General features: G+C 49.9%; 10 protein-coding genes. 9 read left to right on the forward strand and 1 reads right to left on the reverse strand.

Annotation, left to right across the window (positions count from 1 at the left end; all coding sequences use genetic code 11):
• Positions 1-21 precede the first annotated feature (21 nt).
• From G3352_RS11595 to G3352_RS11625, 7 genes are all read left to right on the forward strand, one after another.
• A complete protein-coding gene (locus tag G3352_RS11595) occupies positions 22-1,026 on the forward strand; it encodes an ABC transporter substrate-binding protein (protein WP_481856281.1) in 1,005 nt (334 codons plus the stop codon).
• Complete coding sequence (locus G3352_RS11600) at positions 1,023-2,069, forward strand: FecCD family ABC transporter permease (RefSeq protein ID WP_064639927.1); 1,047 nt, start codon at positions 1,023-1,025, stop codon at positions 2,067-2,069. Before G3352_RS11595 ends, G3352_RS11600 begins: the two co-directional genes overlap by 4 nt.
• Complete coding sequence (locus G3352_RS11605) at positions 2,066-2,887, forward strand: ABC transporter ATP-binding protein (protein WP_481856282.1); 822 nt, start codon at positions 2,066-2,068, stop codon at positions 2,885-2,887. The genes G3352_RS11600 and G3352_RS11605 overlap by 4 nt, the downstream gene beginning before the upstream one ends.
• A 47-nt stretch (positions 2,888-2,934) precedes the next feature.
• Positions 2,935-4,065: a nicotinate-nucleotide--dimethylbenzimidazole phosphoribosyltransferase gene (gene cobT / locus G3352_RS11610; RefSeq protein ID WP_163756582.1), complete on the forward strand. Its 1,131-nt coding sequence runs from the start codon at positions 2,935-2,937 to the stop codon at positions 4,063-4,065.
• Positions 4,062-4,622, forward strand: coding sequence for a bifunctional adenosylcobinamide kinase/adenosylcobinamide-phosphate guanylyltransferase (gene cobU, locus G3352_RS11615; protein ID WP_163756584.1), 561 nt, complete (start codon positions 4,062-4,064; stop codon positions 4,620-4,622). Before cobT ends, cobU begins: the two co-directional genes overlap by 4 nt.
• A complete protein-coding gene (gene cobS / locus G3352_RS11620) occupies positions 4,619-5,509 on the forward strand; it encodes an adenosylcobinamide-GDP ribazoletransferase (RefSeq protein ID WP_163756586.1) in 891 nt (296 codons plus the stop codon). Before cobU ends, cobS begins: the two co-directional genes overlap by 4 nt.
• Before the next feature lie 72 nt (positions 5,510-5,581).
• Entirely contained in the window at positions 5,582-7,123 is a 1,542-nt protein-coding gene (locus G3352_RS11625; RefSeq protein WP_163756811.1) for a cobyric acid synthase, read from the forward strand.
• Positions 7,124-7,273: 150 nt separating this feature from the next.
• On the opposite strand, the gene G3352_RS11630 is transcribed toward G3352_RS11625, so the two are convergent.
• The gene (locus tag G3352_RS11630; RefSeq protein WP_163756588.1) at positions 7,274-8,974 is read right to left on the reverse strand and encodes a methyl-accepting chemotaxis protein; all 1,701 of its coding nucleotides are present in this window, start codon (positions 8,972-8,974) and stop codon (positions 7,274-7,276) included.
• A 334-nt stretch (positions 8,975-9,308) separates the two neighbouring features.
• Here G3352_RS11630 and G3352_RS11635 point away from each other — a divergent pair, with 334 nt between their 5' ends.
• Positions 9,309-10,706: an L-cystine transporter gene (locus G3352_RS11635; protein WP_090894530.1), complete on the forward strand. Its 1,398-nt coding sequence runs from the start codon at positions 9,309-9,311 to the stop codon at positions 10,704-10,706.
• A gap of 259 nt (positions 10,707-10,965) precedes the next feature.
• Positions 10,966-11,649, forward strand: a complete 684-nt coding sequence (locus tag G3352_RS11640) for a queuosine precursor transporter (RefSeq protein ID WP_163756590.1) — start codon at positions 10,966-10,968, stop codon at positions 11,647-11,649.
• Positions 11,650-11,720 lie beyond the last annotated feature (71 nt).

The following is an 11,720-nucleotide window of genomic DNA, read 5'->3' on the forward strand; positions in this document are numbered from 1 at the left end:
GAATGGATAGAGAAGGGGAGAATGAACACAATGAATTTCAAGACATGGAAAGGCGTAGCGTCACTGCTAAGCGCAGCGATGCTGGCACTGACGTTGGCCGGATGTGGTACAACAACAACGAACGAGGGTACAGGAACCTCGCAACCTGCACAGGAGCAATCCCAGGAACAGGCGCAGACAGATCTCAAAACACAATACCCACTCACGGTTACAGATGCTACGGGTGAATCATTTACCTTTGATAAAGCACCAGCCAAAATCGTATCTGTATCTCCAGCTGAAACGGAATCCCTGTTCGCACTCGGATTGGACGAGCAGATCGTAGGGGTATCCGACTATGACGATTATCCGGAAGCAGCAACAAAGAAACCAAAAATGGGCGGCATAACAAAGCCTAATGAAGAGTCGATCATTGCGGCTGAAGCAGATATCGTATTTACAGGTATCTCGATGAGCGAAGAGTCGGTGAAGAAACTGCGCGATCTGGGCATTACCATTTTCAAAACAGATCCTAAATCAGTGGATGATGTGATGAACAACATTGAAACATTTGGTAAAATCACGGATCATCAGGAAAAAGCACAGGAGATCATCACCCAAATGAAACAGGATGTGGCTGATGTAACTGAAGCTGTGAAGGCAGTTAAACCAGAAGAGAAGAAAAAAGTATATGTTGAGTTCTCCCCAGGTTGGACTGTGGGTAAAGGCGAATTCATGGATGAATTGATCACACTTGCCGGAGGAAACAACGTAGCTTCCGACTTGACTGGCTGGAACCAGATTAATGAAGAGAACATTATTGCTTCCAATCCGGACGTCATTCTGTTTGCGAACGATGTTATTGACGAAAATTCCAAAACATTGGATCAAATTATCAAAGCACGTAGTGGATGGGATCAAATCACGGCTGTGAAAAACGATGCAGTCATCGGTCTGGATGCCAACCTGTTGAGCCGTCCGGGACCACGGGTAACCCAAGGTCTGAAAGAAGTAGCCAAAGCGATCTACCCTGATCTGTTCAAATGAGTAAAAAGCTGGCAGTGTACGGAACGGCCGGAATTGTGCTGCTTGTGTTAACCGTGCTCATCTGCACGGGCATCGGTTCGGTTGCCCTGCCTGTCCGGGACATTGCGGGCATCTTGCTTCATCGCATTCCCTGGCTGGGCGACTGGATTGTTCCTGACTGGAATACAGCAGCAGAACAGATTATATGGAAGGTCAGATTCCCACGTGTACTGCTTGCCGTGCTTGTAGGTGCATCGCTGGCGATTGCCGGAACTGGATTCCAGGGGGTTCTTCGTAACCCTCTGGCTGATCCGTTTACCCTGGGCGTATCGTCCGGTGCATCGGTAGGTGCGGCTTTTCTGATTTTTTTCGGATTGCAGTATGCACTGATTGGGATCTGGACTCTGCCACTGGTCGCGTTTCTGACGGGAGTAATAACATTGTGGTTTGTGCTGGCCCTCGCTCGTGAGGGACGCAAAATACCGACACACAGCCTCATTCTGGCTGGTGTGGTCATGCAAAGTTTCCTGGGAGCAGTAGTCTCCTTCCTGTCGACCATGTCGAAGCAGACAATTAATGAAATTATATACTGGACGATGGGAAGTCTGGCACTGCGTGGGTGGTCGTATACGGCCATCCTTTTCCCGTATTTTGTACTGGGGCTGATTTTCCTCTGGAGCCGTGCGCGTTCGTTGAATGTGCTTGCTTTGGGGGAACGACAGGCTGCGCATATCGGGGTTAAGGTGGATGGATTGAAACTGTCGGTGTTAGCGGTGGGTACGCTGCTTACCGCAGGCGCTGTCTCCGTATCCGGCGTGATTGGCTTCGTCGGCTTGGTCATTCCGCATATTCTTCGGCTCATCGTCGGACCTGATTATCGCTTGCTGGTGCCTTTGTCAGCGATTGGGGGAGCCATCTTCATGGTCTGGGCAGATACGATTGCACGCTCATTGCTGGCCCCAACCGAAATTCCGCTGGGTGTAGTTACGGCTTTTGTTGGAGCGCCATTTTTTGCGTATTTGCTACACCGGAACAAAAAGCTGCGGAAGGGGATGATGCCATGAGTACATTCATGAAAACAGACCTTACCAAGAGTCGGCCGATGATAGAAGTCAAAGAAGCTGGTAAAATGTATGGTAACCATCGGGCTCTGCATGCGGTGGACTGGAAAGTCACAGAGGGTGAATGGTGGGGCGTTGTTGGTCCAAACGGCAGTGGAAAATCGACTCTGCTTCAGCTACTTGCCGGAACCGAACAGCCGAACGATGGCAGCATACAGATTGATGGACGCGACATTTCATCATACACCCGTAAAGATCTGTCGCGCATGATTGCTGTCTTGCAGCAGGATGGACTGCCGGCCATCTCTTATCCCGTAAGGGATGTTGTCGAGATGGGACGTTACCCTTACCAGAACTGGCTTGGCAAAGAACCGTCGGATGGAGCAGCGGTAGTTGATAAGGTGTTAGAGGAGTTGGGTCTGAGTGACATGGCCGAACGACCTTTGGATGCACTGAGTGGCGGGCAACGGCAGCGGGTTGCGCTTGCCAAAGTCATGGCTCAGGAACCCAGGCTATTATTGCTGGACGAGCCAACCACCTTTCTCGATATCAAATATCAATTGCAATTCATGGAGTTATTATCAGCGTGGCGTCAAAAAAATCATATTACGATTGTGGCGGTGCTGCATGATCTGAATCTGGCCGCGCAATTTTGCGATCATATTCTGGCGCTGCGTGACGGGACTTGTGTAGGCAGTGGCACACCCCATTCGTTGATGACGGAAGAGAACATCCGGGAGATCTTCCGGGTGAGCCCGGCCATGGTGAATCATCCCGACAATGGATTGCCACAGCTTTTGCTAAGACGAGAGAAGAAATGAATGAAGCGGGGGAGACCCCATATTTTGATAAAGGAAGTGCTGGCTGTATGAATAATGAACAGGTGTTGGAACAGTTAATTGGTCGGATCGTGGGTCCACATGAGGCAGTTGCGGCTGAGGCTTCCGCGCATGTGGATGCATTGACGAAGCCTCCCGGCAGTCTGGGCAAGCTTGAACAGCTAGTTATTCGTCTGGCGGGAATCACCGGTGAGGCTCGGCCTTGCTTTGATCAAAGAGCTGTCATCGTTATGGCTGCGGATCATGGGGTGGTTGAAGAAGGGATTAGCGCTTTTCCTGCTGAAGTAACGCCGCAGATGGTCCTTAATTTCCTAGCAGGGGGAGCGGCTGTCAATGTGCTTGCGCGCCACGCTGGAGCTCATGTGATCTGTGTGGATATCGGCGTGAATGCGGATCTGGATCATCCAGACCTGGTCTCCCGCAAAGTCCGCAAAGGAACAGCTAACATGGCGAAGGGTGCTGCAATGACCCGGGGCGAAGCGATTCAGGCCATTCTTGCAGGAGCTGAAGTGGTCTCCACCGAGGTTGCGAAGGGAACGCAGTTGTTTGTGACCGGAGAGATGGGGATCGGGAATACAACTGCTAGCGCTGCGGTGATGTGTGCATTAACCGGAACAGCACCTGCTTCAGCGGTTGGCCGGGGAACAGGCGTAGATGATGTCGGTTTGCAGCGTAAAGCCGCAGTAGTCAGCCAAGCCCTCAGCGTGAATGCTCCGAATGCAGACGATGCACTCGATGTACTGTGCAAAGTGGGCGGACTGGAGATTGCCGGACTGACAGGCGTGATTCTCGCTGCTGCTGCAAACGGATGCCCGGTTGTCGTAGATGGATTTATCTCCACCGCTGCCGCGTTGATTGCGAGTCATCTTGCTCCGCTCAGCATAGAATACATGATTGCTTCCCACACATCGCATGAAAGTGGGCATGCAGCGTTGCTGCGTGAGCTGGGTCTGAAGCCCATGCTGGATCTGGACATGCGACTGGGTGAAGGTACAGGAGGCGTGCTTAGTCTTCACCTGATTGATGCGTCATGCCGCATTCTGAATGAGATGGCGACATTTGCAAGTGCGGGTGTATCTGGTGGCACGAACGAGACTCAACCTACGGAGTCTTCATCAGCTTCTGCTGATTCCTCTGTACAAGGAGAGGTATCCTCATGAGTGTACTCGTGACAGGCGGGGCGCGAAGTGGCAAAAGTTCGTTTGCCGAGCGTCTCTGTATGCAGCGATCCTCTGAGGCTTGGTATGTCGCTACGGCTCAAGCTTATGATGACGAGATGCGCGAGCGTATACGCCTGCATCAGAGCCAGCGGGATGAAGCAGGATATCTATGGCATACGGTGGAGGAACCGCTGGCATTGCCTGAGTTAATTACACAAATGGGAGAGTCCCATACAGGTACGTCTGCACCGACCGTTCTGGTAGATTGTCTGACACTTTGGCTCAGCAATGTGCTGTTAGCGCATGAACATGAACCGGTGCAGGTGCTGTACGATCATATGGACGCGCTGGTAGCGGCCATCCAGTCGTACCCGGGTCTGCTCGTGCTTGTCACCAATGAAGTAGGGGACGGTATTGTGCCGGAGTATGCGCTGGGCAGAAGATATCGGGATCTGGCGGGCATTCTCAATCAGCGGATTGCCGCGATTTGCCGCGAAGTGTTTCTGGTGACAGTGGGCATTGCGATTGAGCTGAAAAGCAGGGAGTATCGTTTATGAGTAAAGGCAATCTTGAACAAAAACATGCGGCTGCGGCCGCTTTTCAATTTCTGTCCCGTTTCCCGGTAAAAATGCAGCTTGATTTCGCCCCGCCATTATTGCGGGAGAGTGTAGTGTATTACCCGCTGGTTGGTGCGATCATCGGATTATGCGTCTGGCTGGGCGGAGCCCTGATGGGTGCACTGCTTCCATCGTTTCCGGTAGCGGTGTTAACCTTGACGTTATGGGTATGGCTAACCGGAGGCCTTCATCTGGATGGTTGGATGGATACGGCAGATGGGCTGCTTAGTTATCGAACCCGTGAGCGAATGCTGGAGATTATGAAAGACAGCCGCGTCGGGGCCATGGGTGTGATCGCCTGTGTCCTGCTGTTGATGATGAAAGCGTCATTGATTGCTGACTTTATCGCACGTGGTAACTGGGCCTATGGAGCTTTGCTTATCCTGCCGATGATCTGGAGCCGCTGGTTCATGGTATATGCCATGGCGGCCTGGCCGAATGCCCGCAAGGACGATGGACTCGCTGTCCTGTTCAAGGGATTGGGTGAACGGAGGGAAGTCCAGCGTGCACGCAGTTCCGCGGTTGGGCTAACCATTCTGGCAGGTGTGATCACATGGGCAGCGGTATGGATCTTCCAGCCGGAAACATCCATGTTCCAGGTGCTGGCGACGGAGAATGGATTGGGGACGTTACCATGGTGGCTATATCCCGTTGCAGCGATCATTGTGGTGCCACTGGCTGGTTATGTGATTGGCAAATTCGTTGCCGGGCGTATCAGCGAAAGGCTGGGTGGACTTACAGGGGACACATATGGAGCCATGAATGAGCTGCTTGAGGCCGCACTGCTAACGGTACTTAGTCTGTTACAGGGATTCTTTTTGATATAACGCGGAGAGTGGAGGTGAGGGAACGTGGAAGATACTTCTGCACAAACGTCCGAACAAACGGCAGCAGTATTAATGCTGCAAGGGACGGCATCGGATGTGGGGAAAAGTGTAATTACGACGGCCTTATGCCGAATATTCAAGCAGGATGGCTTCAGGCCGGCTCCGTTCAAATCACAGAACATGGCACTGAATTCTTACGTCACGGAAGACGGCAAGGAAATCGGAAGAGCCCAGGGAGCGCAAGCCGAGGCATGCGGCATTGAAGCGACAACGGATATGAATCCAATCCTGATCAAGCCGGTTCGGGATATGCATTCCCAGATTGTTGTGCACGGTGTGCCTCTTACTCAGATGAGTGCATGGGACTACCGGCAGCATTTCCTGCCCCAAGCCAAACAAACGGTCATGGATGCACTGAATCGGTTGCGCGCGACGTATGATATTGTGCTGATGGAAGGTGCGGGAAGTCCTGCAGAGATCAATCTGAAGGATCGGGATATCGTTAATATGAATCTGGCGGGCTGGGCGGATGCTCCGGTTATTCTGATCTCGGATATTGATCGTGGCGGCGTCTTTGCCTCCATTGTGGGTACACTGGAGCTGCTGGAGCCGCATGAGGTTGAGCGTGTAAAAGGATTCATCATCAACAAGTTTCGTGGAGATCTGTCCTTGCTGCAGCCTGGGTTGGACTGGCTTGAAGAACGGACAGGCATTCCTGTATTGGGCGTATTGCCTTACATAAGTGATATTCAGATTGAAGCGGAAGACTCCGTGGTGCTGGACTCGATGCGACACGGTAAATCCGGTCAGCAGGAGCTGGACCTGGCGGTAATTCGTTATCCGCGTATTTCCAACTTTACAGACTTTGATGCCCTTTCTAGGGAGCCGGATGTGAATGTGCGATACGTGACTTCTCCCGATGAATTGGGGCATCCCGATGCCATTCTGCTTCCGGGTACGAAGGATACGATCGGTGATCTGGCATTTCTGCGAGCGTCAGGACTGGAGCAAGCGATTGCCAGCCAGACGGAGCGTGAGCATGTTCAGCTTGTCGGGATATGTGGTGGATATCAGATGCTCGGTCAGCATCTCAGAGATCCATTTGCGGTAGAAGCGAATCAGATTCAGGAAGCCCATGGATTGGGATGGCTGCCCCTATCGACAACATTTCTACAGAACAAACAAACGGTGAGAGCCTCTGGGAACGTTCACAGTCATCATCCAATTCGTTTGCCCAAGGAAAGTGATGTAGCAAACTTGTTGCCGATCAATGGATACGAGATTCATATGGGTGTTACCGAGTGTCTTGAGCCTGAACGTGTAACGGCCTTGTTCGAGATCGCCCATCCGGGCGGTCAATCCTTCAATGAAGGCTGGGGTACGACTGACGGCAAAGTGTGGGGAACATACCTGCATGGTTTGTTTGAAAGTGATCAGTTCCGGCGTTCATGGCTTAATGGTCTGCGTGAAGGAAAAGGACTTGCTCCGCTACGGGAGACGTACAGCGCACGTGAACGTAAGGAAATGGAGTTTGACCGTGTAGCTGAATCATTACGTTCTTCCTTGGATATGCAGCGTGTATACGAGATTATGGGCGTTCAGCCACCTGAATAAAAGGAAGCATCCTGGTATGCAGTCCAAAAGAATACCCCCACGCTTGGCAACGTTCCCTGAAATCTGGAACGATGCTGAGCATGGGGGTATTTGAGTATCTAATGTTAAGTTTGATTCGAAAATGGAAACAATGGGTTAAAGGTATTCCGATTAGTTTATTTTGAAGTTCTTCATGGCGGATTGCAGTTCTACCGCTTGTTCATGCAGATGCCGTACGGTACTGGAATGGGAGTCCATCTCATTCAGTTGGAGATCCGCTGTAGAAGCAATCTCTTGCATGCTTTGACGGGACTTGGACGTGATCTGAGCCGTTTCTTCCACGGAAGCACTGACTTGTTCAGCTCCAGCAGATACTTGCTGGGTAGAGGCCGATACCGTCTGAATGGTCAGATTGACGTTCTGAATCAACTCGTTAAGCTGCTGGAACGCGGAGCCTGCCTGTTGAACCACGTGAGTACCTGATCCAATCTCTTGGGTTACCCGGTTCATGGCATCAACGGAACGTTCAGCATCTTCACGGATAGTACCCAGGTAATCGGAGATTTCCTCAGTAGCTGTCTTGGATTGCTCCGCAAGTTTGCGTACTTCTCCTGCAACAACGGCGAACCCGCGTCCATGCTCTCCCGCACGTGCTGCTTCAATGGAAGCGTTGAGGGACAGCATGTTAATCTGTTTCGTGATCTCAAAAATGGATTGAACGATGGTCCCTATCGCGATCGAGCGCTCGTTCATCGTTTCAACATAACGCAGAGATTCGCTCGCGGTCTGACCGACACGTTCCATTTGCTGAATGGCGTCCTGAGCCAGACGGTTACCGTTAACGGCTTCGTTCGCAGCATCTCCGATCTGCTCGGATACTTCGGCAGAAGAGGAAGCAATATGCATAATGCCTTGCGTGATTTCTTCCATGGCTCTGGCATTTTCGGCCGCGCTGGAAGCGATGCTTACGCTGCCTTTCTCGGCACTTTCTGCAGAACGACTGGAGTTTTTCACCATACCGGACATGGATTCTACCCGTTTGAGCAAATCATTGGAGCCTTCGACAACTTCATTGGATGTGGAGAGGGCGCGGCTAATCATTTCTTTCAGATTATGAGTCATCGTCTGGAAGCTTGCAGCGAGCTGTGCAATTTCATCCTTACCTTTAATCTGAAGTTCAGCAGTCAGATCTCCCTGTGATATCTGTTTGCTATGTTGAACGAGCTTGATAATCGGTTTGGTTACACGTTTGATCATACTTGTCGAGATGAGCCATCCAAGCACAAAGACCAATGCTGTGATACCGAGGCACAACCAGAAGATCTGTGCAATCTTGTCCTGAATGAATTGGGCATCCATGCTGACAGCCATGATCATGTTACTTCCTGCAATCGGTATAAAGGCTGCTTTATGTACACCGAAGGAATCGGCATAAACCTGGCTGATTTCCATTTCTTTTTTCTCAATGGCCTCATTCATTGATGCTTCTACTTTAATCTCATCTCCGGCTTTCATGCCCGAGGAGGTATTTGCGATGACCACGGTAGCTTTACCATCCTGAATGGACACAACGTATGCTCCGTCCAGATTATGCTCTTTGGCTTTGCCAGCCAAATAGGATTCCACGGTCAGTGCAGCGCCCTCAGATCCCGCTCCGCCACTCTGTACTTGCAAAATTTTAGAAGCGGATGTGTTCTTGTATATATCCTGAATGGACGTGCTCAGGACCTTGTCGAACTGTGGAAGCACGTAGCTCTGCATAATATTCATGGAGACAGCATAGAAACTGATACTAAACAACAGGGAAGCAACCAGCAGTACGAGGAACAAAGTGCCTCTAATTTTACCGGCAACGGTGCGGTTTCGAAACATAGGATCATCCTTTCACGTCATGTTCATTAACATTATCGCTTTTCCGTTATCGTAAGACTAAATACCAACGAAGAAAGGCCTAATTTTCACGTTGAGAAAACTTGGGAATAAGCGGATATACCTATATTACAAAATTAACCGGAGGTTGAATACAATAATTTTCACGATTCAGTGTATTTTTTTCAGAAATAGATGAATTTGTTACACGCATATTACATAATATCAATTAATACCTACCAGAATAGTTTGTTATGTGATATATTGTTGAATATCGCTTTTGAGCGAGTAGAAAACCGGAATATCCGGTTACTCACACTGAGGAGGATTTATACAGATGAATACCTTTTTAATCATTTTGAACGTCGTGGTTATGCTCGCTCTTCTGGGTGTCCTGTTCTGGATGCAGAAGAAACATGTTTCGTTTACCAAGCGTGTATTTGCGGGTTTGGGCATTGGGGTTGTATATGGCGTCATTCTGCAACTGATCTACACATCTGATTCTGACATCATTACCAAGTCGGTCGATTGGTTTAATCTGGCCGGTTCAGGATATGTTCGATTGTTACAAATGGTCGTGATTCCATTGATCATGGTTTCCATCATTTCGGCCATTATGAATCTGAAAGGCAAGCAGAATCTCGGTAAAATGAGCCTTTCGATTATCGCCATCCTGCTCATCACGACGGCGATTGCCGCAAGTGTAAGTATTGTGACAAGCTTGAGCTTCAACCTGACTTCCATTGAGATCGAAGGTGGAGACAGAGAACTCGCACAAGGGCAGAAGATGGAGGAACGTCTCGTTGACGTGAAGGATCAGACGATTCCACAGCAAGTGCTGGAATTCATTCCGTCGAATCCATTCGCGGACATGACCGGAGAGCGTCGTACATCCACGTTGGCTGTTGTTATTTTCTCGGCCTTTATCGGTGTGGCAGTACTCGGACTAGATCGCAAAAAACCACAGCAGGCGGAAACGTTCCGCGGCATGGTTAATGCGGTATATGCGGTGGTTATGAGGATCGTAACGCTGGTGCTCAGGCTGACGCCTTACGGGATTTTGGCACTGATTACCAAGGTAACCGCCACAACGAACCCGGATGAGATTCTGAAGCTGATCAAATTCGTCATTGCTTCCTACGTGGCGTTGATCGTTATGTTCATCATCCACCTGATTATTATTTCACTGTTTGGCTTCAATCCAATTACGTATGTGAAAAAGGTTCTGCCAACACTGATCTTTGCTTTCACATCCCGTTCAAGTGCGGCAGCGATTCCGCTTAACGTGGAGACACAAACGAAGAGATTGGGTGTTTCGGACGGAATTGCGAACTTGTCGGCAAGCTTCGGGGCGACCATTGGTCAAAACGGCTGTGCCGGGATCTATCCGGCCATGCTGGCGGTCATGATTGCTCCTACGGTCGGGATCGACCCGATGAGCTGGGACTTCATCATTACTCTGATCCTGGTAGTCGTAATCAGTTCATTCGGCGTAGCCGGTGTAGGCGGCGGGGCAACCTTCGCTTCCCTGATCGTGTTGTCCACGATGAACCTTCCGGTAGCATTGGCAGGATTGCTGATCTCGGTTGAACCGCTCATCGACATGGGCCGTACGGCGCTGAACGTGAACGATTCGATGACCGCAGGTCTCGTATCCAGTAAAATTTTGAAAGAAAACGATCAGGATACATTCAATGATCAAAGCCGTGATCTGGATTCCGCCGTTCAGGTGTAATTCAGATTCACAATAGGCAGATGGCAGTTACTGCCACAAGCCATGCAAGAGCAGCCGTTCTTCGGGTTAATCCGAAGGGCGGCTTTTTGTTTTTAGCATCCGTTGGGTATACCGTAAATATCACCTGAAGTCAGTTGGAGTTATTTAGTTCTGTTCAACCTTGGGAAAATGTGATAGAGTATTCATGTTTTGGCCCAGAGCCAAACCGCGGTTCGTAACCATCCCGCGTAATCAAAACTAGGAAGGCAGTGTATTTATATTGTTTAATTTAGGATGGGGAGCGCTTTTTGTTCTCGTAACGTATGGCTTTTTTCTTTTGTGTTACCGCTTGTTCGGTAAAAAGGGTCTTTATGCCTGGATTGGTGTGGCAACAGTCATTGCCAATATACAGGTGACCAAAACGATAGATATTATGGGGATCGTTCTAACGCTGGGCAATACGATGTATGTCAGCATGTACTTGACCAGTGATCTGCTCAATGAGAAATATGGACCAGGTGAGGCGCGAAAAGCCGTATGGTTCGGGTTCTTCACATTGATCATGACGACAGTGCTGATGCAGATGGTATTGTTCTTTGAACCGGCATCGACGGATTTTGCACAGGATTCGATGAAAACCCTGTTTGGTCTGCTACCACGTTTAGCACTCGGAAGTCTGACAGCTTATTTCATCAGTCAGTTCCTGGACGTGCGACTGTACACTTGGCTGCGTAAGATGGCGCCAGGGCGCAATCAGTTGTGGATACGTACCAACGGCAGTTCGATCATCAGTTCGTTTGTGGATACACTGGTATTCTGCACGATTGCGTTTGCCTTCATCTATCCATGGGACGTCTGGCTTGAAATTTTCTTGACGACGTACGTGATCAAATTTGTATTGACCGCGGTTGGAACGCCGTTTCTATATGCTGCACGAAGCTTTAAATTCAAGGATGAAGCCTAGATTCGTAGTAAATTCGTCCGGAAAATGTTGAAGTCAACACAAAAGTCCCGCAAAGCCATTCATTCATGGTT

This window comes from Paenibacillus sp. ALJ109b (assembly GCF_010747435.1).
Classification (GTDB): Bacteria; Bacillota; Bacilli; order Paenibacillales; family Paenibacillaceae; genus Paenibacillus; species Paenibacillus taichungensis.

Excerpts from the sequence above, each read along its gene's own strand:
- G3352_RS11600 (WP_064639927.1), top strand. The coding sequence starts at position 1,023 with ATGAGTAAAAAGCTGGCAGTGTACGGAACGGCCGGAATTGTGCTGCTT.
- G3352_RS11630 (WP_163756588.1), bottom strand. The coding sequence starts at position 8,974 with ATGTTTCGAAACCGCACCGTTGCCGGTAAAATTAGAGGCACTTTGTTC.
- cobU (WP_163756584.1), top strand. The coding sequence starts at position 4,062 with ATGAGTGTACTCGTGACAGGCGGGGCGCGAAGTGGCAAAAGTTCGTTT.
- G3352_RS11605 (WP_481856282.1), top strand. The coding sequence starts at position 2,066 with ATGAGTACATTCATGAAAACAGACCTTACCAAGAGTCGGCCGATGATA.
- cobS (WP_163756586.1), top strand. The coding sequence starts at position 4,619 with ATGAGTAAAGGCAATCTTGAACAAAAACATGCGGCTGCGGCCGCTTTT.
- cobT (WP_163756582.1), top strand. The coding sequence starts at position 2,935 with ATGAATAATGAACAGGTGTTGGAACAGTTAATTGGTCGGATCGTGGGT.
- G3352_RS11635 (WP_090894530.1), top strand. The coding sequence starts at position 9,309 with ATGAATACCTTTTTAATCATTTTGAACGTCGTGGTTATGCTCGCTCTT.
- G3352_RS11625 (WP_163756811.1), top strand. The coding sequence starts at position 5,582 with ATGCTGCAAGGGACGGCATCGGATGTGGGGAAAAGTGTAATTACGACG.
- G3352_RS11595 (WP_481856281.1), top strand. The coding sequence starts at position 22 with ATGAACACAATGAATTTCAAGACATGGAAAGGCGTAGCGTCACTGCTA.